At 62.3% G+C, this 19073-nt stretch carries 18 protein-coding genes; 14 read left to right on the plus strand and 4 right to left on the minus strand.

The genetic code is table 11. From position 1 onward, the window contains the following. Window positions 1–38 precede the first annotated feature (38 nt). Window positions 39–389 carry an oxidoreductase gene (locus H7C86_RS09410; protein ID WP_182261447.1) on the minus strand — a complete coding sequence of 117 codons (351 nt, stop codon included), beginning with the start codon at window positions 387–389 and terminating at the stop codon, window positions 39–41. A 364-nt stretch (window positions 390–753) separates the two neighbouring features. Here H7C86_RS09410 and sucB point away from each other — a divergent pair, with 364 nt between their 5' ends. The 5 genes from sucB (at window position 754) to H7C86_RS09435 (ending at window position 6210) form a co-directional block, all read left to right on the plus strand. Further along, window positions 754–2517 (plus strand): 2-oxoglutarate dehydrogenase, E2 component, dihydrolipoamide succinyltransferase, encoded by a 1764-nt coding sequence (sucB, locus tag H7C86_RS09415; RefSeq protein WP_182261448.1) that lies wholly within the window; start codon window positions 754–756, stop codon window positions 2515–2517. Window positions 2518–2637: 120 nt separating this feature from the next. After that, a complete protein-coding gene (locus tag H7C86_RS09420) occupies window positions 2638–3525 on the plus strand; it encodes a TIGR01777 family oxidoreductase (protein ID WP_019748921.1) in 888 nt (295 codons plus the stop codon). Between the two features lie 29 nt (window positions 3526–3554). Continuing rightward, window positions 3555–4316 (plus strand): lipoyl(octanoyl) transferase LipB, encoded by a 762-nt coding sequence (lipB, locus tag H7C86_RS09425; protein WP_182261449.1) that lies wholly within the window; start codon window positions 3555–3557, stop codon window positions 4314–4316. A gap of 51 nt (window positions 4317–4367) precedes the next feature. Then, window positions 4368–5378: a lipoyl synthase gene (gene lipA / locus H7C86_RS09430; RefSeq protein WP_003941610.1), complete on the plus strand. Its 1011-nt coding sequence runs from the start codon at window positions 4368–4370 to the stop codon at window positions 5376–5378. 76 nt (window positions 5379–5454) lie between these two features. Further along, window positions 5455–6210, plus strand: a complete 756-nt coding sequence (locus H7C86_RS09435) for a DUF4191 domain-containing protein (protein ID WP_003941625.1) — start codon at window positions 5455–5457, stop codon at window positions 6208–6210. Between the two features lie 72 nt (window positions 6211–6282). Here the strand turns inward: H7C86_RS09435 and H7C86_RS09440 are convergent, their stop codons facing one another. After that, window positions 6283–6756: an RDD family protein gene (locus tag H7C86_RS09440; RefSeq protein ID WP_019748923.1), complete on the minus strand. Its 474-nt coding sequence runs from the start codon at window positions 6754–6756 to the stop codon at window positions 6283–6285. Between the two features lie 213 nt (window positions 6757–6969). Here H7C86_RS09440 and glnA point away from each other — a divergent pair, with 213 nt between their 5' ends. Beyond that, window positions 6970–8406, plus strand: coding sequence for a type I glutamate--ammonia ligase (gene glnA / locus H7C86_RS09445; protein ID WP_003941609.1), 1437 nt, complete (start codon window positions 6970–6972; stop codon window positions 8404–8406). A gap of 38 nt (window positions 8407–8444) precedes the next feature. On the opposite strand, the gene H7C86_RS09450 is transcribed toward glnA, so the two are convergent. Together H7C86_RS09450 and H7C86_RS09455 are read right to left on the minus strand one after the other, a co-directional pair. Continuing rightward, window positions 8445–9620 (minus strand): site-specific integrase, encoded by a 1176-nt coding sequence (locus H7C86_RS09450; RefSeq protein ID WP_182261450.1) that lies wholly within the window; start codon window positions 9618–9620, stop codon window positions 8445–8447. After that, on the minus strand, window positions 9601–10410 hold the full coding sequence (locus H7C86_RS09455) for a helix-turn-helix transcriptional regulator (protein ID WP_182261451.1): 810 nt from the start codon (window positions 10408–10410) through the stop codon (window positions 9601–9603). The genes H7C86_RS09450 and H7C86_RS09455 overlap by 20 nt, the downstream gene beginning before the upstream one ends. 108 nt (window positions 10411–10518) lie before the next feature. Here H7C86_RS09455 and H7C86_RS09460 point away from each other — a divergent pair, with 108 nt between their 5' ends. The 8 genes from H7C86_RS09460 to H7C86_RS09495 all read left to right on the plus strand — a co-directional run bounded on the left by H7C86_RS09460 (window position 10519) and on the right by H7C86_RS09495 (window position 19061). Further along, window positions 10519–10752, plus strand: a complete 234-nt coding sequence (locus tag H7C86_RS09460) for an AlpA family transcriptional regulator (RefSeq protein WP_037119569.1) — start codon at window positions 10519–10521, stop codon at window positions 10750–10752. A 113-nt stretch (window positions 10753–10865) separates the two neighbouring features. Further along, a complete protein-coding gene (locus H7C86_RS09465) occupies window positions 10866–11381 on the plus strand; it encodes a hypothetical protein (RefSeq protein ID WP_182261452.1) in 516 nt (171 codons plus the stop codon). A gap of 2 nt (window positions 11382–11383) precedes the next feature. Then, window positions 11384–11644, plus strand: a complete 261-nt coding sequence (locus tag H7C86_RS09470) for a hypothetical protein (protein WP_182261453.1) — start codon at window positions 11384–11386, stop codon at window positions 11642–11644. 35 nt (window positions 11645–11679) lie between these two features. Beyond that, the gene (locus tag H7C86_RS09475; protein WP_065352598.1) at window positions 11680–11970 is read left to right on the plus strand and encodes a hypothetical protein; all 291 of its coding nucleotides are present in this window, start codon (window positions 11680–11682) and stop codon (window positions 11968–11970) included. Then, a complete protein-coding gene (locus H7C86_RS09480; protein ID WP_182261454.1) occupies window positions 11967–13316 on the plus strand; it encodes a DUF3631 domain-containing protein in 1350 nt (449 codons plus the stop codon). The genes H7C86_RS09475 and H7C86_RS09480 overlap by 4 nt, the downstream gene beginning before the upstream one ends. Before the next feature lie 280 nt (window positions 13317–13596). Beyond that, window positions 13597–13881: a hypothetical protein gene (locus H7C86_RS09485; RefSeq protein WP_182261455.1), complete on the plus strand. Its 285-nt coding sequence runs from the start codon at window positions 13597–13599 to the stop codon at window positions 13879–13881. Further along, window positions 13868–14272: a hypothetical protein gene (locus tag H7C86_RS09490; RefSeq protein WP_182261456.1), complete on the plus strand. Its 405-nt coding sequence runs from the start codon at window positions 13868–13870 to the stop codon at window positions 14270–14272. Before H7C86_RS09485 ends, H7C86_RS09490 begins: the two co-directional genes overlap by 14 nt. Before the next feature lie 16 nt (window positions 14273–14288). Continuing rightward, entirely contained in the window at window positions 14289–19061 is a 4773-nt protein-coding gene (locus H7C86_RS09495) for a transglycosylase SLT domain-containing protein (RefSeq protein WP_182261457.1), read from the plus strand. The last annotated feature ends 12 nt before the right edge of the window (window positions 19062–19073 follow it).

The following is a 19073-nucleotide window of genomic DNA, read 5'->3' on the forward strand; positions in this document are numbered from 1 at the left end:
TTATTAACCCCCCGCGGTTAATAAAGGCGCACAGCAGTTCAGGCGCCGTCGCGCAATTCCTGCTCTCGGGCCCGCTTGCGTTCGATTCGCTTACGCTCGTCGTGATCGCGCATACGCTGCGGATATCCCGTTTTTCGGACGTCATAGACGGGAATCTTCAGGTCTAGTCCCAATTTGCGGGCACCACGTTCGCCGCCGACACGACGACGAGTCCACTCCCCGTCCTTCGCGACGAGGACAACGGTCACCTCGGTCACCGTCGTCTGCGGTTCCACATATGCCTCGACGCCTTCGTGCGAGTGCGCCCAATTCGCCAGATGATCCGCATCACTCTGCGCTGCGGCCTGAGCCGCACTCGGCGGACGCTTGAAACGATCGAACAGTCCCACGGTCGTACCCTCCTCGGTACCGACGCCGCGGATGCACCCCGGCGATATGTCAAGTTTGCCAGGCGATGTCCGTTGTGCCTGCGCACGACATACCGTTTGGTCCGCTTACGCCGTTACAGCCGGACCCCCAACGCATACCTACTCGCCAGTAGCCGACACACCCGAAACGGACGGCATCCCCCTCATCGGACACGCCCGGCGTATCAATGGAAAGATGAACGACGGTGACGCCGCGCCCGCGCGTCGACATCGGCAAAATAGCTACAAGTAGCCGCACGTCGCGCGCCACTCGAGCACAATGCATTACGACCACAAGTCGACAAAATTCAACAACCCGAACACAACTGTCGAGGAGTCAAAAGACATGGCCTTCTCCGTCCAGATGCCAGCCCTAGGTGAGAGCGTCACCGAGGGAACTGTCACACGGTGGCTCAAGCAGGAAGGAGACACGGTCGAAGTCGACGAACCCTTGCTCGAAGTCTCCACGGACAAGGTCGACACCGAGATTCCGTCTCCCGTCGCCGGCGTCCTGACCAAGATCGTCGCGCAGGAAGACGACACCGTGGAAATCGGTGGCGAGCTCGCCCAGATCGGTGAAGCCGGCGAAGCCGCAGCACCTGCGGCAGAGGCACCCGCCCCCGCCGCAGAGGAAGCTCCCGCCGAGGAAGCCCCGGCTGCCGAGGAACCCGCCGAAGAAACTCCCGCTGCCGAGGCACCCGCTGCTTCCGGCGGTTCCGCTGAAGGCACCGCCGTGACGATGCCCGCCCTCGGCGAGTCCGTCACCGAAGGCACCGTCACCCGCTGGCTCAAGGCCGTCGGCGACGAGGTTGCCGTCGACGAGGCGCTGCTCGAAGTCTCGACCGACAAGGTCGACACCGAAATCCCGTCCCCCGTCGCCGGAATCCTGCTCGAGATCAATGCGCAGGAAGACGACACCGTCGAGATCGGTGGCCAGCTGGCCGTCGTCGGATCCGGCGCACCCGCCGCGGCTCCGGCACCCAAGGACGCTCCCGCAGCACCGGCCGCTCCGCCGGCACCCAAGGCTGAAGCACCCAAGGCTGAAGCACCGAAGGCCGAAGCACCCAAGGCCGAGGCACCCAAGCCTGCTGCCGCACCAGCCGCACCCGCTCCGAAGCCTGCTGCAGCTCCCGCACCGGCGGCCGCACCCGCAGCTTCCGGCGACAGCAGCCCGTACGTCACCCCGCTCGTGCGCAAGCTCGCCACGGACAACGGCGTCGACCTCGCGACCGTCACCGGCACCGGCGTCGGCGGCCGCATCCGCAAGCAGGATGTGCTCGCCGCTGCGGAGGCCAAGAAGGCTCCCGCCGCCGCTGCTCCTGCTGCAGCACCCGCGGCCGCACCGGCCGCCACCGCAGCCGCAGGCGTCCGACCGGAACTGGCACACCTGCGCGGAACCACGCAGAAGGCCAACCGTATTCGGCAGATCACGGCCACCAAGACGCGTGAGTCGCTGCAGAACACCGCTCAGCTCACGCAGACCTTCGAGGTGGATGTCACCAAGATCGTCGCCCTGCGGGCCCGCGCCAAGGCCGGCTTCATCGAGCGCGAAGGCGTCAACCTGACGTTCCTTCCGTTCTTCGCCAAGGCAGTCGTCGAGGCGCTGAAGTCGCACCCGAACATCAACGCCAGCTACGACGAGGCTGCCAAGCAGATCACCTACTACGACGCTGAGCACCTCGGCATCGCAGTGGACACCGATCAGGGCTTGCTCTCCCCCGTCATCCACAACGCCGGCGATCTCGGCCTTGCCGGTTTGGCTCGCGCCATCGCCGACATCGCGAAGCGTGCACGCTCGGGTGGCCTGAAGCCGGACGAGCTCTCGGGTGGAACCTTCACCATCACCAACATCGGCAGCCAGGGCGCGCTGTTCGACACCCCGATCCTGGTACCGCCGCAGGCGGCCATGCTCGGAACCGGCGCGATCGTCAAGCGCCCGATGGTGGTCACCGACGAGAACGGCAACGAGTCCATCGGCGTTCGCTCGATGATCTACTTGCCGCTGACCTACGATCACCGTCTGGTCGACGGCGCCGACGCCGGCCGATTCCTCACCACTGTGAAGCAGCGGTTGGAAGAAGCCTCGTTCGAAGCTGATCTGGGCCTGTAAGCAACTGCTCGGCCGGCCGGGGCGTCATCTCCATCAGGAGGTGGCGCCCCGGCTTTTTCAGTACGGTCGGATATACACGGTCGGATATCGAAGCAGGCTGAATCGAAGGAGGCTTTCCGAATGCGAGTAGTCATCGCCGGCTCGTCCGGTTTGATCGGAACGGCCTTGGTGTCATCGTTGCGCTCCGACAACCACGACGTCGTACGTCTCGTGCGACGCTCGACCGCTGGACCCGACGAATCGCGTTGGGACCCGGACCAGGACCGCCTGGACCTCTCCGTCCTGCAAGGCGCTGACGCCGTCGTGAACCTCTGCGGCGTCGGCATCGGCGACAAACGGTGGTCGGGTTCCTACAAGCAGGCGATCCGTGACAGCCGCATCGTCGCGACCGATGTCCTGGCCGAAGCTGTCGCAAGTCAGAAGGTTCCCGTACTCGCCAACGCGAGCGCCGTCGGCTACTACGGCGACACCGGCGACAAGATCGTCGACGAGGATTCGCCGGCGGGCACCGACTTTCTCGCCACGACGTGTCGCGATTGGGAAATTGCCACCGAGCCCGCACGCAAGGCGGGAGCCCGCGTAGTCAATCTGCGCTCGGGCGTCGTGATTTCACCCCACGGCGGCATGCTCGGTCGGCTTCGGCGCCTTTATTCGTTCGGTCTCGGTGGGCGACTGGGCAACGGTCGCCAGTACTTTCCGTGGATCTCACTCGAGGACGAGTGCGACGCGATCAAGTTCGCGCTCACGAATTCCGAAATCTCCGGTCCCGTCAACCTGACCGGTCCGGCACCGGTCACCAACGCCCAGTTCAATGACGCCATGTCCCGTGCGGTCCACCGACCGGCTCCCTGGATCGTTCCCGGGTTCGCACTTGAAGCGTTGATCGGAGAATTCGCCAAGAGTGGCATCCTCGGTGGCCAGCGCGCCATTCCCGCGGCCTTGGAAAAGGCGGGATTCTCCTTCCGCCACAACACGATCGGGGAAGCGCTGGCGGCCGCACTCGGATGATTCCGAAGTCGGGCGTAATCTCTACGTCCATGAGCAGCGCTGACGTTTCCGCCCGGTTCTCGAAACTGCCGATCGCCGTCGAGCAACTCGGTTTGATCGACTACAACGCCGCGTGGGACCGCCAGCGTGAGCTCGCGGCAGCGCGGGCAGACGACATCGGACCGGACACGCTACTGCTCCTCGAACACCCGCCGGTGTACACGGCAGGACGACGCACGGAACCCGAAGACCGTCCCGTCGACGGCACACCTGTCATCGACGTCGACCGCGGCGGGAAGATCACCTGGCACGGCCCCGGCCAGCTGGTCGGATATCCGATCGTGAAACTGGCCGAGCCCATCGACGTGGTGCGGTATGTCCGACGCATCGAGGAAGCACTGATCACGGTGTGCACGGACCTCGGGCTGAACTGCGGGCGCATCGACGGCCGCTCCGGCGTCTGGCTGCCCGCCGAACTCGCAAACGGGCAATGGAAGCCCGAGCGCAAGGTTTCTGCCATCGGCGTGCGCGTCCAACGGGGCGTGGCACTGCACGGCTTCTCCCTGAACTGCAATTCGGTCCTGACCGGATTCGACAACATCATTCCCTGCGGCATCCGTGACGCCGGGGTGACGACGCTGTCGCATGAACTCGGTCGCGACGTCACCGTGGACGAAGTCACTCCCGCTGTGACCGAGGCAGTGATCGCTGCTCTCGACGGAACCATGCCCGTCACCGAACGGAACGTCGAGCGCGTCACCTTCGAAAGCGCCTCGCCTACTCCGACTTTTACTACCGTTCAGTACAGATGACGGGCTCGCCCGAACCCCGTTGCAGTAATCACCGGGCGTAGGATCGTCCCCGTGACTATCGCCCCAGAAGGACGTAAGCTGCTCCGCCTCGAGATCCGAAACGCGGAGACGCCCATCGAACGCAAACCCAACTGGATCAAGACCCGCGCAAAGATGGGCCCCGAGTACACGGAGCTCAAGGGCCTGGTCAAGCGTGAAGGTTTGCACACCGTCTGCGAGGAAGCAGGCTGCCCCAACATCTACGAGTGCTGGGAAGACCGCGAAGCCACGTTCCTGATCGGCGGCGAGCAGTGCACACGCCGCTGCGACTTCTGCCAGATCGACACCGGCAAGCCCGAAGCCCTCGACCGCGACGAGCCCCGTCGCGTCGCGGAAAGCGTTCAGGCCATGGGGCTTCGGTACTCCACGATCACCGGCGTCGCCCGCGACGACCTCCCCGACGGAGGCGCCTGGCTCTACGCCGAGACCGTCCGCAAGATCCACGAACTCAACCCGGGCACCGGCGTCGAGAACCTGGTTCCGGACTTCAACGGCAAGCCGGAACTGCTCGACGAGGTCTTCGCCTCACGCCCCGAGGTACTCGCACACAACCTCGAGACCGTCCCCCGCATCTTCAAGCGGATCCGTCCGGCATTCCGGTACCAGCGAAGCCTCGACGTCATCACCGCAGCACGCGACTACGGACTGGTCACCAAGTCCAACCTGATCCTCGGTATGGGCGAAACCCCTGAAGAGGTCACCGAGGCGATGGCAGATCTCCACGCCGCCGGTTGCGACATCCTCACCATCACCCAGTACCTGCGACCCTCGCCCCGGCACCACCCCGTCGAGCGGTGGGTCAAGCCCGAGGAGTTCGTCGCACACTCCAAGGCTGCAGAAGAGATGGGCTTCGCCGGCGTCATGGCCGGTCCGTTGGTTCGCTCGTCGTACCGCGCCGGCCGCCTGTATGCGCAGGCCATGGCACATCACGGCCGTGAACTTCCCGAGGCGCAGCGTCATCTGACCGAGGGCGGAGACGCTTCCCAGGAAGCCAGCTCACTCATGGCGCGCCTGAATCGCTGATCCACTTTTTGCTGTGCGCCTTTATTAACCGCGGGCGGTTAGTAAAGGCGCACAGCAATGGACGTATCCTGGGTACATGGCGAACGGCAGCAAATCCGGTAAGGGCAAACCCACCAAAGAGGCAAAGGCTGCAGCGAAGGCTGCCCGCAAGCAGGCTTCCAAGGAACGTAGAACTCAGCTCTGGCAGGCATTCCAGATGCAGCGCAAGGACGACAAGCTCCTCCTTCCGCTGATGATCGGCACCCTCGTCGGTGCTGCTCTGGTCTTCTTCCTGGTCGGTCTCATCTGGGGCCTTCAGTGGTTCCTGCTGCCGATCGGCATCGTTCTCGGTCTCCTCGGCGCCTTCATCATCTTCGGTCGCCGCGTCCAGAAATCGGTGTACAAGAAGGCTGAAGGCCAGGCCGGTGCCGCTGCGTGGGCACTCGACAACATGCAGGGCGCGTGGCGCGTCACGAATGCCGTCGCCGGCACCACCCAGCTCGACGCCGTTCACCGCGTCGTCGGACGGCCGGGTGTCATCCTCGTCGCCGAGGGTTCGCCGCAACGCGTCAAGGGCCTCCTCGCGCAGGAGAAGAAGAAGACTGCCCGCCTCATCGGCGACACCCCGATCTACGACATCATCATCGGCAACGACGAGGGCCAGGTTCCGCTCTCGCAGCTCCAGCGCTACTTGAACAAGTTGCCCCGCAACATCGACACCAAGCGCATGGACAACATCGAAGGGCGCCTCGCTGCGCTCAGCGCACGCGGCGGCGGAGCAGCGCTTCCCAAGGGCCCGATGCCCGGAGGCGCGAAGATGAAGGGAATGCAGCGAACCATTCGTCGTCGCTGACACTCCCCCACAGCAAAACGAAAGACCCGGGCCCATACGGACCCGGGTCTTTCTTCGTTCGAGAAGTTTGTGTCAGCGCGACTTCACGAGCAAAGTGCCGGTCGCGCGGTCCTGCATACCGCGACCGTCGATGTCGGTGATGGTCGCGGGAATGACGAACACCAACAGCGCCTGACGCCCCAACGCGCGCACGAAGCCCACTCGGATCGGGCCTTCGATTCGCGCAACCTGAAGTCCGAGGACGAACTGCCCCGGGGTGAAGTTGAACAGCGCCACGGTGACGACACCGACGGCGAACCACACCATCAGTGTGACCGTCGAGGTCATACCGTCGAAGAAGTCTCCGGTGATGAGCGAGGCCACTCCCACGGCCATGACCCAATCCACCAACAGTGCGGCGATACGACGGCCCGAACCGACCAGCGAACCTGGCCCCTCCTGAGGGAAACCGAGGAACTCGCCACGGTACGACTGCTCACGGCCGTCCGTGCTCTTCGGCAAAGCTGCTTGCGGCCCAGAGAGCCAAGTTCCGGTGATACGTGCCATGCTGTCCAGGATAGGCGTCGCAGCACCGTAGTCCAGATTTACCGGGTTTTAACTGTGTGGCCGGTCACATGGACTTCGGAAATCCCCAGGATGCTGCGACGCGTAACACTGCCGAAACAAAGGGTTGACGAGCGGGCAACACCAGCTCCCTACCGTCTGCCTCGACGGATTCAACCGACATCACTTGGCTGAAGCGACTTAAGGAGCACAAGCGTGGCGTTCACCACGGCCGAAGAGGTCATCAAGTACATCGCGGACGAGAACATCGAGTACGTCGACATTCGGTTCAGCGACCTGCCCGGCGTCCAGCAGCACTTCTCGATCCCGGCGTCTGCTTTCAACCAGGACGTGTTCGAGGACGGCCTCGCATTCGACGGATCTTCGGTCCGCGGATTCCAGTCGATCCACGAGTCCGACATGATGTTGCTTCCCGACGTCACCACGGCGCAGATCGACCCCTTCCGCAAGGCGAAGACCCTCAACATCAACTTCTTCGTGCACGACCCGTTCACCCGTGAGTCCTACAGCCGCGACCCGCGCAACGTTGCCCGCAAGGCCGAGGAGTACTTGGTCAGCACCGGCATCGCGGACACCGCATTCTTCGGCGCCGAGGCCGAGTTCTACATCTTCGACTCGGTTCGCTACGACTCCGGCATGAACTCCGCTTTCTACGAGCTGGATTCCATCTCCGGTTCCTGGAACACCGGCGCAGAGACCAACGCCGACGGCTCCCCGAACCTCGGCTACAAGGTTCGCGCCAAGGGCGGCTACTTCCCCGTCGCTCCGTACGACCACTACGTGGACCTGCGCGACGAAATCTCCACCAACCTGACCAACGCGGGCTTCGAGCTCGAGCGCGGCCACCACGAGGTCGGCACCGGCGGACAGCAGGAGATCAACTACAAGTTCAACACGCTGCTCGCAGCTGCTGACGACCTGCAGCTGTTCAAGTACATCGTCAAGAACACCTGCTGGCAGCACGGCAAGTCCGCGACCTTCATGCCGAAGCCGCTCTTCGGTGACAACGGCTCGGGCATGCACGTCCACCAGTCCCTGTGGAAGGACGGCAAGCCCCTCTTCCACGACGAGTCCGGCTACGCAGGCCTCTCGGACATGGCTCGCCACTACATCGGCGGCATCCTGCACCACGCTCCGTCGCTGTTGGCCTTCACCAACCCGACGATCAACTCGTACCACCGTCTGGTGCCGGGCTACGAAGCCCCCATCAACCTCGTGTACAGCCAGCGCAACCGCTCGGCAGCTGTCCGTATCCCGATCACGGGCAACAACCCGAAGGCAAAGCGTCTCGAGTTCCGCGCACCCGACTCCTCGGGTAACCCGTACCTCAACTTCGCTGCACAGATGATGGCCGGCCTGGACGGCATCAAGAACAAGATCGAGCCGATGGCTCCGGTCGACAAGGACCTCTACGAGCTTCCCCCGGAGGAGGCTCGCAACATCCCGCAGGCTCCGACCAGCCTCGAGACGGTCATCAACCGCCTCGAAGCCGATCACGAGTACCTGACCGAGGGTGGCGTCTTCACCACCGACCTGATCGAGACCTGGATCTCGCTCAAGCGCGAGCAGGAAATCGCTCCGGTCAACCTGCGTCCGCACCCGTACGAGTTCGAGCTCTACTACGACGTGTGATCCGCATCGGTCGCTGAACTGGGCAGGAACCGGCTAATCTAGCCTTCCGTCCGCAGAGCGTCCGCAGTTGTTTCAGACGAGTCCATCCGCTTCGTGATCACAGCATCGATCGCCAGGCGGGTGGACTCGTCTGCGTCCGGCCACAGGTGACCGTAGGTGTCGAGCGTTGTCTTCGCGCTCGCATGCCGCAGCCGAGCCTGGACCGTTTTGATATCGGCTCCCGACGCGATGAGCAGCGAGGCGAGATAGTGCCGCAGGTCGTGAAATGTGAACTCGTCGGGAAGGTCGACGTCCCCCGAGTCCTTCACCGCTCGCAGCGCGCGTTCGATCAACCATGGCCCCGAGGCCTTCCCCTCGCCGTTCGTGACCATATGCGCATGGGGCCACTGCTGCACTGACGCCGACAACATGAGCGCGAGAGACTGTGGCACCGGTATAGCCGCGTCACTCCCCTGCGTCTTCAATGGCTTGTCGGGCCACTGCCGTTTCGGGTGAACCACACCCCTGATGAAGTCGACATCATCGACAAGTACCGCGGCCGCTTCCGCGATCCGGAGGCCGGCGAAGGCTCCGAGCAAAATCGCCACACGAAAATGTGCCGGCATCGCGTCATGCAGCGCCCACAGCTGCTCAGTCGTGATCACGTAGACCTTGGCGCGGCCCATCGGTGGCGACGTCCGACGCGAGCACGGATTGCGCCCAAGCAACCCGTCATGAACCGCGTCACCCATGATCTGCGCCAGACGCGAATGCAAGGCATAAATGTACGAGTCCGCGAACTTGTCCGCTTTCAGTTTCGCCGTCCACGTTTTGACCGCCGATGGTCGGACAGCTGCAAGGCGGACCTCCCCGAACTCTGTGGTTATCTGCGCTATGTGAGTGCGCGCCTGCCTGACGGTCGAGTCGCGATGAACGGCGTATCCGAGGATCCATTGATCGCACCACTCCTGCACCGTCATCTGCGCATCGCGTGGTGCAACGTGAGTGCCTGTGCCGAGCGCCGTCGTGGCCTCATTCAGCCAGTTCTGTGCGTCAGCTTTCCGATCGAATCCCTTCGCATGCTCGGTGCCGAGATCGTCGACATACCGGGCACGCCAACGCTTCCCCTTGCCGTCATTCGCAGACGGGACTTTCTGCTCCAGGTCATCGACTTTGATCGTCTTAGTCCAACGATCCTCGACGCCGGAACGGCGGTTACGCCTCGGTGGAGTCATTGCCGAACAATTCGCTGAATCGCTCCCGGGCCGCCGACTCGCCGTAGGCTTCCTCAAGGGCTACTCGAGCCTGATCTAGCCAGAAGCCTCGAATTTCCTGATCATGCCAATCATCCACTGCCGCAAAATCTTTCTCGGAAATGAAGATGTCTTTGACTACAGCCTCCACTATCCGCTGCCCCGATCGCAGAGATGCTTCTGTGTCGTAGACCCACACGCCGTCGCCATACTTCGGATCAGTAAACCGGAAGGATCGCTCCATCCCCGAAGCCAAGTTATCGATCCAGTCATAGAACGTGGAGACATTGCGTTCAGCAAGGACAGCTAGATCATCACTCTCGTCACCCTCAATTGCATTCACAGCAGACTGCGACGCGCGCAAAGCCCGGAGAATTGCTCCGCGGGCGTCACGCATAGCATTTCGCACACGAATCTCATTGAGACTGAATTGCGTTGAATCATGATGACTCTCAAAATCATTGATGTCATCGAGCGAGAGCCCGAGAACCACCGCCAGGACCTGAGCCTCAGCCAGTTTCGCTTCGCGTTGACCCTTTTCCAGACGAGTAATTGCCGAAGGGTCAAGCTTCAGGTTCCACGGTGCTGCTGACAATTTGTCGGCCAACCCCCTCTGGCTTAGGCCGAGCTCTTCACGTGCCACGCGGATTGCGGTGCCGAAACCCTGGTTCCTCCAACCACTGTCGCGGCCGGCCTGCTGCGAGTCGCCGCCCGCGCGTTCCGTCCATGTCGGACCGCTTCTGAAGTCACTGGCCTCGTTCTCCTGGTGCATAAATCACACAATACTGCAAAAACCAACGCAGCTGAGCTTGACAAGCGCCCTCAGCACAGTCAGCATTGAAACTGTCAATTCGACACAAAAATGCGATTGGAGCATCGAATGAGTGTTCGAGGTCTGGCGGTCGAGGTGGCCGCCCATCACAACAACGGCGAAATCGATCCCATCATCGACGCCAAGCAGGTGAGCGGGCTGACTTCAATTCCAACTGGGACGCTGCGCTACTGGGCATCCATTCACGAAGGACCGGCCAGCTTCAAGCTGGGGCGCCGTCGCGTGTACCGAAAGAGCGTGGTCCTGACTTGGCTCGCCGAGCAGGAAAGCCAGTCCGCCTAATGCGCCGCGCACGCTCAAACAGAAAAAACGACACCGGCTACGGGAGTTGCGTTCCGTATGTAGCCGATGCCGTTCAGAACCCCAACCACTCTCACGAAGCAGGAGTTTCTCTGATGCCTACTGTAAAGCACAACACCGGCGAAGCGGAAGACCTACGTCAGACGCCGTTCAAAAACTGTCGCGACTTCAACGCCGAGATGCTCCCCAAGATCGAGATCTCAGGCAAGGATCCCAACCCGTGGCTGAAAGACGACGCACCGCGGTGGTCGAATCCGAATCACGATGTTCTCAACGAACCGGGTAGCGACGTCTGCCAACCCGATCATGCCGAGTGGCGATCCGCTCCCTTGTGCATGCCGCACACGACCAAATACGCCGTCGTCGACGTGGACGGGAACTGGACCACCGCAACGATTTACGCAAACATCAGCCAGAAGGTCGGCGACCGCTACCCCCACATCAATTTCGAGAGTCACGGATTCAACGCCAAGGGGGACCCGATAGGCGAAGACACACCGCTCAACAAGTACTCCCTGACGATCGAGGATGCCGGCAATCTCGCTCGGGCGCTCCTCCTTCTGATTGATCTCGCCCTCGGGACTTCTGACGACCTCGGCGAAGTGGAGTGATCATGGGCCAGTTCATGACGATGCGGGAATTTTCGGTAAAGCCCACTGCCTCGGCGAGCCTGTTTGGCAAGTCGAACAAGAGCATTCACATCGACCTCTTTTTCGGCAAGGGCATCTCCGTCACTCTGACAACCAATGAGGCCGCGGATCTAGTAATGGCACTGTCCGACGCACTCGGAGAGTCCGTCCACCTTCTCCAGGAGGACTTGAGGCGGAACGAAAGCGCCATTCGAGAAGCGGCTGAAATTCGAGAGGATCTGTGATGCAACCTGATTCGATTGCCCGGCGAGGTGGACCCGTGGATGCACTGTTGGGGGCTCACCCCGACTTGTGGCCACTCGCCATGCAGCAGCTCGACGGGATGCCGACAGGGACCGAGTTCACCGCGGCGCAGTTCGCGGAACGCCTTCCTCCCTATGCCGACGACAAACCCGCTCGTCTGGGCGCTCTGATTCGAGAGCTCAACCGCAAGGGCTACGTCGAGTTCCACTCGTACGGTCCGCGCGCGATCCCCGGCGACTGGGATTCTCCAGCGCGGGTATGGCGACGGACATCCAAATCTGCCGTCAAGGGCGGTGCTGCGACTTGAGCACCTCGCAGCCCGGAGTAGACGCCTTGCGATCCTGCGAGGCGTTCTACCGGAAATACGCCATCTACCCGACCGACCATCATCACACGGTGATGCCCCTGTGGGCTGCGCATACTTACGCCGCAACAGCATTCGACACATCTCCGCGACTCTTCCTCGATTCCGCCGTTCCTGGATCCGGAAAGACTCGCACCCTCGAACTGCTCGACGAGACGGCATGCAACCCGCTCATGGCCTTCTCGGCGTCGCCGGCCGCACTGATCCGGACCATTGATCAGGGTGGCCGAACCATCCTGATGGACGAGATCGACACTCTCTACAACAAGGGCAGTGGCAATGGCAGCGAGGACATCACAGCGGTAGTCAATGCCGGCTACAAGAACGGTGCGAGGGTTCCACGCTGTGTGGGTCAGGGTGCAGACATCCAGGTTGTCGAACTCGACGCCTATGCACCCATGGCGCTCGCTGGGCTGCACTCGAATGTGCCCGAGGCTGTCCGCTCGCGCTCGATCCACTTCAGGATGAAAAAGCGCAAGCCTTCGGAGAAGGTGTCCCCTTTCTATCGGCGTGATGTAGCCGAGGAGGCAGCTCCGATTCGAGAGGCATTCGAGGCGTGGATCGTTCCCCAGTTTGACGCCCTGCGCGCTTCGCGTCCCAGGCTCCCCAAGGGAGTCGAAGACCGACCAGCGGAGGTATGGGAACCATTGCTGGCGATCGCAGACCTCGCAGGTGGGGAATGGCCGAAGCGGGCGCGGGAGGCATGCAAGCACTTCGTGTTCGCCAAGTCCGGCTATGCGCGGCCAATCGGCATCGACCTCCTCGCGGACATCAAGACAGTCTTCGGGGACAGCGAGAAGATGGCGTCAGCGGACCTCGTTGCCGCACTCGTCGCCATCCCTGATGCGGGATGGAACGACGTACGGGGGTCGTTCTTGAATCAGGCGGCCCTGGCTAATTTCCTGCGACCTTTCGATGTTCGACCGAAGGATCTGAAATACCCCGGCAACAAGGTCGTCAAGGGCTACCGGGTGGACGGTGATGGCGGACTTGCCGAGGCGTGGGAGCGGAACCTTGCCGCCGACACGGAGGGAGGCGACGAGGGTCAGGATGACGCCGTACCCGCCCCCATACCTCCAGAAGCCGCTACCCCCGCTACCGCGCAGGTCACAGCCCCGAAAGTGGTAGCGCCTCCGGTAGCGGGTAGCGGGGGCGCTACCAACCCCGCTACCGAAGTCAAGCCCCTGACCAGCAAGGTAGCGGCGGTAGCGCCGGTAGCGGCTTCTCAGGGTAGGGGCGGGAAAAAGTCCGCTCAGGCATGGCTTCTGGAGCAGGAGGCGACGGCATGAGTGCGTGCGAGAAATGCGATCTGGAGCCCTGCGCGTGCCGTTGGATCATTCAACTCGGCAGGGGTGGCAACTGGGAGTGGAGGCGCTCCGAGGCGCTGCGAATGTGGGATGAGCCGTTGCCGATAGTTAACGGACAGCAGACGTATCACTACTCGACATGCCCCTGCCCGCCCTGCTGGTCGCTCGCGCACTCGACCTACGAGAACTTCCCCAATGTCATCCCATTACCGATGCCTCCGGACAAGCCGGTTCAGGCAGTTGAAAATAGAAAGGCAACACAATGAGCATGCCCGAAGCAGTCCACCAGATCTGCGCACCGCAAGACTTCTCACGCGGCTTTGCCGCGATCGCCCACGCCAAACGCGGCGACATCGAGGGGGTGCAGATCGTCATCGACGAGGCCAACGAGCGCAACAGGTTGGCGGAGCTGACTTTCGCGAGCCTCTTCGCCCTCGCGGACATCTTCAAGCTGCACATGGGCGACGAATTCGAGAAGCAGATGGTCGCCCTCGCAGCGCACGCCGCGTCATACGGCGACATCACCCTGCCGGATGACGAGGGCTGACGCCGAACACCTCGGAGCAGGAGTGATCCTGCTCCGAGGTTCGGCCATCTCAGAGATGTACTACCTCGTCTCCGTTGCGATCAAGCAGCTGCAGCGTGACGGGTATCGACCCTCACCGCATGTTCTCAATCTGCAGGAAGAACTCAGGCTCGGCGCCCTTGAGGCGAAGGACGAGCTGAGCAGACGGCGACAACGCGACGTCGCCAAACCCCCTATCCCGCAAGGATTATCCATAGGCAGCACTGAAGCCGCGGAAATCCTCGGATGCAGTAGACGCCATGTTCAACGGATCGCAAGTTCGTTGGACGGTCGGAAAGGGAGCGCCGGGGCTCTCGAATTCGACCGAAACGTCGTGATGGCTTACTGCGGGGCAAGGGGTTCCGTGGCGTAGTACCCGGAGGTAGCCCGTGAGTGTCCAGTTCCAGGCAGGCACAGCATCAATCGCCATTGGACCCGACCTCACGGGCTTCCATCGGAAGGTCAAAGTCAGACTGCGCTCCGAGCGCATCGAAGCACCGGTCATCGTCGTACCGAACTTCGACAACTTCAGGCAGAAGCTCGAAACGGGTCTGGGGAGATTCAACGCCAATATCAAGGTGACGGTCTCCCCGGACCTGTCTGGTTTTCGCCAGCAGCTCCGGGCTGACCTCGCAGCTGGATCTGCCGGGGCTGATATCGAAGTGCCACTGCGGTTGGACCTGACTCTCGCTCGGGAGCAGTTGCGCCTGTTTCGCATTGAAGCCAATCAGGCCATGCGGGCAGACTTCGATCTGGACATCACCGCTGCACTGGCTCGTTTGGCAACTCTGCGCGCCGCATCTCAGGGCATCGGTTCGACGGCCAATATCGGAGGTGGCGCCGGTCGTCGAGGTAATGACCGCCTCGGTGGCTCTCTGTCGAGCGTCGGAACATCTGGTCTCAAGTACACCGCCATTGCGGCCGGTATCGGTGCCATCGGGGGCGCTGCAGGCCTGGCGGCGGGCGCGGTCGGGGCACTCGCCGCCGGTCTCGGCGCAGTCGGGATTGCCGGCGCGGCAGGCATGGCCACCACCGTCGTTGGACTCAATGGAGTCAAGGACGCCTTTACCTCACTAGCTGCGGAAGCCAAGTCGTCAGTTTCCGACGCGCAAGCAAAGGCGAAGAGTGTCGCCTCCGCGCAGAAGGGTGTCGAGCAGGCGAACCGCGGCGTGGAAAGCGCCACACGTGGAGTCGAGCAGGCGAATCGAAGTCTCGAGCAGGCCGAGAAGGGTGTCGCTCGCGCTCACCAATCAGCCCAGGATGCTCAAGAAGACCTGACCCGAGCCCGCAAGGATGCTCAGGAGCAGATCGAGGATCTCAACCTCGCACTGAAGGGGTCCGCTCTCGATGAGCGTGGCGCAGAGTTGGCGGTCCGTCGTGCTGAACAGCAGTTGCGTGACCTCTGGAAGGGTGGCCAGCCGGTCACCCAACTCGACATTGCCGAGGCTGTTCTCGGAGTCGACGAGGCTAAGCAGCGTCTCGATGAAGTGCGTGAGCGCAACGGTGATTTGCGAACCGAAGTCGATGCAGCCAACAAAGCAGGCGTCGAAGGTTCTGAACAAGTTGTCTCTGCCAAGGAAGCGATCGCCGAGGCTGACGACCGAGTCAAGGAAGCCGAACTCGGAGTGCAGGACGCTCAACTCGGAGTCGCGGACGCCAACCGCGGTGTCGTAGAAGCGGTTCAGGGAGTTGTCGAAGCCCAAGCGGCTCTGCAGGAAGCGAACAGTGCCACATCGAGCAGTGCCGACAAGGCCGCCGAGGCAATGGCCAAGCTCTCCCCGAGCGCGGCCGGCTTTGTCCTCGCGATGCGCGAGCTCGGGCCCGCGTGGAGCGATGTTCGCAAGTCGACGCAAGAGAACATGTTCGCCGGACTCGACGCATCGTTCACGAACCTCGCTCAGGTTTCGATGCCGATGCTCAAGGAAGGTTTCGGCGAGGTAGCGACCTCCATCAATGGAGCTGCGACAAACTTCTCCGACTTCTTCGCATCCGCTGCGGCTCAGGACAGTCTGCGAAACATCTTCGCCGGCACCGCCGACCTGATCACCGGCATGCAGCCGGGACTGGCTGCCATCACCGGAGGCATTCTCGACATCGGCAACGCCGCGGCACCTGTCATGGGGCAACTCGGCGAGTCTCTGGGAAATGTGCTCGGCGGCATCGGAACCGCATTCTCCGACGCCTTCGAGTCCGGAGCATTGACTGAGCTGATTGGGAACTTCTCGTCGATCCTCGACGGCCTCGGCGGTGGCCTGAACGGCCTGCTCGACGGATTGATCCAGTTCGGCAACATTGTCGGTCCGGTCATCGGCCCAGTCCTTCAAACACTCGGTGAGTCGATCGGAGCCCTCGCTCCTTCACTCGGTCAACTCGGTGTCGCATTCGGTGATGCGCTCGTCAAGATCCTGCCGGATCTGTCGAAGTTCATTTCCGCTCTGGCAGACGGGCTGACACCGGTCATGCCCATCGTCGCCGAACTCCTGGGATCTCTCGGGACCGCTCTCACGCCACTGATTCCGCCTCTCTCGCAGATCATTCAGACGATCGGCACCGCCCTCGTCAAGGCAGTCGACGCCCTGGCTCCCGCGATCGGCCCACTGGGCACCGCCTTCGCAAGTCTGGTCGAGGCTCTCGCCCCGTTCCTGCCGATGGCAGCCGAGGTCATCTCTGTACTCGTCCAGGCGCTCGCGCCGGCACTGCAGAAGATCTTCGAGGCGCTCGGGCCGGTGATCGACCAGTGGCTCACCGGGATGAAGCCGGTACTCGAAAAGTTGGCGCCAATCCTCGCCGACGTTGCGATGCAACTGGGTACCGCGATCGCCGACGCGCTCGTCCAGATCATGCCGCTGCTACCAACTCTGATCGACTCGTTCTCGCGGATAGTGCTGGCGATCACGCCGTTCATTCCGCAACTGATCCAGATCGGCACCGATCTGCTCCCCGTACTGATCGACCTGTTCGTGGTCCTTGTGGAGACAGTCCTTCCACCGCTGACCAGAGCTATCGAGTGGATCGCCGAACATGTCTTACCCCTGGTGGTCGAAGGCATTAGATCCTTCGCCCAATCATGGGGCGAGAAACTCACCGAAGCCAAGGACGCCGTGCTGGGGGCGAAGGAATTCATCGGCGAGACTTTCGAGAAGGTGAAAGGCACCCTCACCGACTTGAAGAATTTCTTCGGCAACATCGTCGAATCCATCGGCAATGTTTGGGATGGGTTGAAGGACAAGGTCGCTGGACCGATCAACTGGATCATCGACAACGTCATCAACGGCGCACTGAAGGACGCCTGGAACGCCGTAGCCTTCGTAATTCCAGGGCTTGAGCGGTGGGATGGCATTCCACGCCATGGCAAGTCCGAAGGTGGCCCCGAGCTCGTTCAGCGATACGCCACCGGTGGTCACGTTCGTGGCCGCGGCGGTCCGACTGACGACTTGATCGACGCGAAACTGTCCAACGGCGAGTACGTCATGCGGGCATCGGCGGTTGACAAGATCGGCGTAGCCAACCTTGACCGACTGAACAACAACCCGCTCATCGCCAAGGGAAAAGTCTTGGCGGAGGGGATGTTCACCGGCATCCGTATGAAGGTCGGCGGATCGGTCGACGAAGCGGTCGCTCGCGCCAAGGGCTTCATGCAGCACGAGAGCGGCAAGCCGTACCAGTACGGCGGCACCGGAGATCCTTCGTGGGACTGCTCGGGCCTCTGGTCGGGCATCGTCAACGAGTTGTCCGGGCGACCTGCCACTTCAGGGCGCCTGTTCAATACGGAGTCCGACTTCGAGTCGATGGGCTGGAAGCCTGGCCTCGACGGCCGCGTGACGATCGGCATCATGCGCGGCGGTGGCGGCGAGAACTCGCACATGGCGGGAACCCTCGACGGCACCAACGCGGAGTCGTCGGGCGATAACGGTGTGCAGTGGGGTGGACCTGCTCGAGGTTCCGACAACTCGATGTTCGGGTTGCAGTACACCCTGCAGGAGTTGGCTGGTCAGTTTGCCAGTGGCGGCCAGGGCGGTGGAATGGGCGGACTCTTCCGTAGTGTGATCAATACCGTCTACAAGCCCGCTGCGGCGGCGTTCGAGGCGGCGTCATCAGCACTCGGTTCTCGGATTCCCGACTTCGGGCCATCTCTGGTAGGGCAGATTCCCAAGGTTGCATTCACTGCAATCAAGGATGCGCTGAGCTCGGCTATTCGCAATGCCATGGGTTCGAGTGGCGACTCCGGCAATACCCCATTCGATATCGGCGCTGGCGCAGAACAATGGCGCTCCAAGGTGATCGAAGCTCTCCAGCGCGAGGGGTTCGACGCCAACGAGCGGAATCAGAATCTGATGCTCGCGCAGATTCAATCCGAGTCCGGCGGCAATCCGAACATCGTCCAGTCGGTTCAGGACGTGAACTCGGGCGGCAATGAAGCGGTGGGTCTACTCCAGGTCATTCCTGGAACCTTTGCGACCTACCGCAATCCGGATCTGCCGAACGATCGCACAGATCCCGACGCTTCAATGTCCGCGGCGTTGCGCTACTACCGATCCAGGTATGGCGACGACCTCGGGGCTATGTGGGGCCAAGGACATGGCTACGCGCTCGGCGGGATCATTCCCGGATACAGACCCGGCCAGGACAAGTTCCAGGTCGGAGTTTCCGGCGGCGAGTCGATCATGCGGCCTGAGTGGACTCGCGCTGTGGGTTCGTCGTTCGTCGATGGCATGAACTCGATCGCTCGTAAGCAGGGTGTCGAGGGTGTGCAGCGGGCGATGGGCGCCGGAGTGATGGGAATGTTCGCCGAGGGTGGCGTCTTCACGCCGGAGGAACAGCGGCTCTACCTCGAAGGCCGACTCAGCAAGTTCGGAACCCAGGCGGGCGACATCGCCAAGAAGGCGCTTCCGGAGATCCTCGGAGTTCAAGGCACGCCCTTGGATCCGAACCACCGGTACTGGCAGGCGGCGATGGACATCCAATCCGCGGCCATGGGAGCCCAAGCAGTCGGCCCGGTCGTCTCAGACCAGCTCGGGTCCAACTCGATTCAGTCCGCGATCGCCGAAGGTGGCCGCGTCATCGAGGAGCACATCCACTATCACGTCACCGACATCGACGAAGCGATCCGCAAAGAACGCATCCGGCAAAAGCAGCAAGCCACATCGTTCACCGGACGCTAACTACAAGAAAGG

It is taken from the genome of Rhodococcus sp. UFZ-B548, assembly GCF_903819475.1.
Lineage (GTDB): Bacteria > Actinomycetota > Actinomycetes > Mycobacteriales > Mycobacteriaceae > Rhodococcus_F > Rhodococcus_F erythropolis.

Bases quoted from the DNA above. Each gene is read 5' to 3' on its own strand.
- H7C86_RS09470 (WP_182261453.1), top strand. From the start codon at position 11,384: ATGGGCCAGTTCATGACGATGCGGGAATTTTCGGTAAAGCCCACTGCC.
- H7C86_RS09450 (WP_182261450.1), bottom strand. From the start codon at position 9,620: ATGACTCCACCGAGGCGTAACCGCCGTTCCGGCGTCGAGGATCGTTGG.
- H7C86_RS09490 (WP_182261456.1), top strand. From the start codon at position 13,868: ATGACGAGGGCTGACGCCGAACACCTCGGAGCAGGAGTGATCCTGCTC.
- H7C86_RS09420 (WP_019748921.1), top strand. From the start codon at position 2,638: ATGCGAGTAGTCATCGCCGGCTCGTCCGGTTTGATCGGAACGGCCTTG.
- H7C86_RS09440 (WP_019748923.1), bottom strand. From the start codon at position 6,756: ATGGCACGTATCACCGGAACTTGGCTCTCTGGGCCGCAAGCAGCTTTG.
- sucB (WP_182261448.1), top strand. From the start codon at position 754: ATGGCCTTCTCCGTCCAGATGCCAGCCCTAGGTGAGAGCGTCACCGAG.
- H7C86_RS09460 (WP_037119569.1), top strand. From the start codon at position 10,519: ATGAGTGTTCGAGGTCTGGCGGTCGAGGTGGCCGCCCATCACAACAAC.
- H7C86_RS09435 (WP_003941625.1), top strand. From the start codon at position 5,455: ATGGCGAACGGCAGCAAATCCGGTAAGGGCAAACCCACCAAAGAGGCA.
- H7C86_RS09485 (WP_182261455.1), top strand. From the start codon at position 13,597: ATGAGCATGCCCGAAGCAGTCCACCAGATCTGCGCACCGCAAGACTTC.
- H7C86_RS09455 (WP_182261451.1), bottom strand. From the start codon at position 10,410: ATGCACCAGGAGAACGAGGCCAGTGACTTCAGAAGCGGTCCGACATGG.
- lipB (WP_182261449.1), top strand. From the start codon at position 3,555: ATGAGCAGCGCTGACGTTTCCGCCCGGTTCTCGAAACTGCCGATCGCC.
- H7C86_RS09465 (WP_182261452.1), top strand. From the start codon at position 10,866: ATGCCTACTGTAAAGCACAACACCGGCGAAGCGGAAGACCTACGTCAG.